Annotated in this window: 1 protein-coding gene; it reads right to left on the minus strand. The window is 58.8% G+C overall.

Annotated elements, in window-relative coordinates:
• A partial coding sequence (locus NXS07_RS21490) for an MnmC family methyltransferase (protein WP_258087706.1) occupies positions 1–233 on the minus strand: 233 nt, incomplete at both ends.

Genomic DNA, 233 nt, shown 5'->3' on the forward strand with positions numbered 1-233 from the left:
CGCCGTCCTTCAGACAGGTGGTCATGTGACGCTTGCGGCCAAAACCTTTGACGCGCGTGACGGCAAAGCCCGCGTCAGCCAGATTACGCCGCACAAAACCCGCCGCGGTGTAAGTTGCAGCTGTGCCTCCGGTTTTGGTATGCGCGCCAACCTGCGCCATGAGACCCGCATCCCAGAGTTCAGGGTTTTTGGCAGGAGAAAATCCATCAAGGAACCATGCGTCGGCGGTAAAT

It is taken from the genome of Xenorhabdus bovienii, assembly GCF_024721015.1.
Taxonomy (GTDB): domain Bacteria; phylum Pseudomonadota; class Gammaproteobacteria; order Enterobacterales; family Enterobacteriaceae; genus Xenorhabdus; species Xenorhabdus bovienii.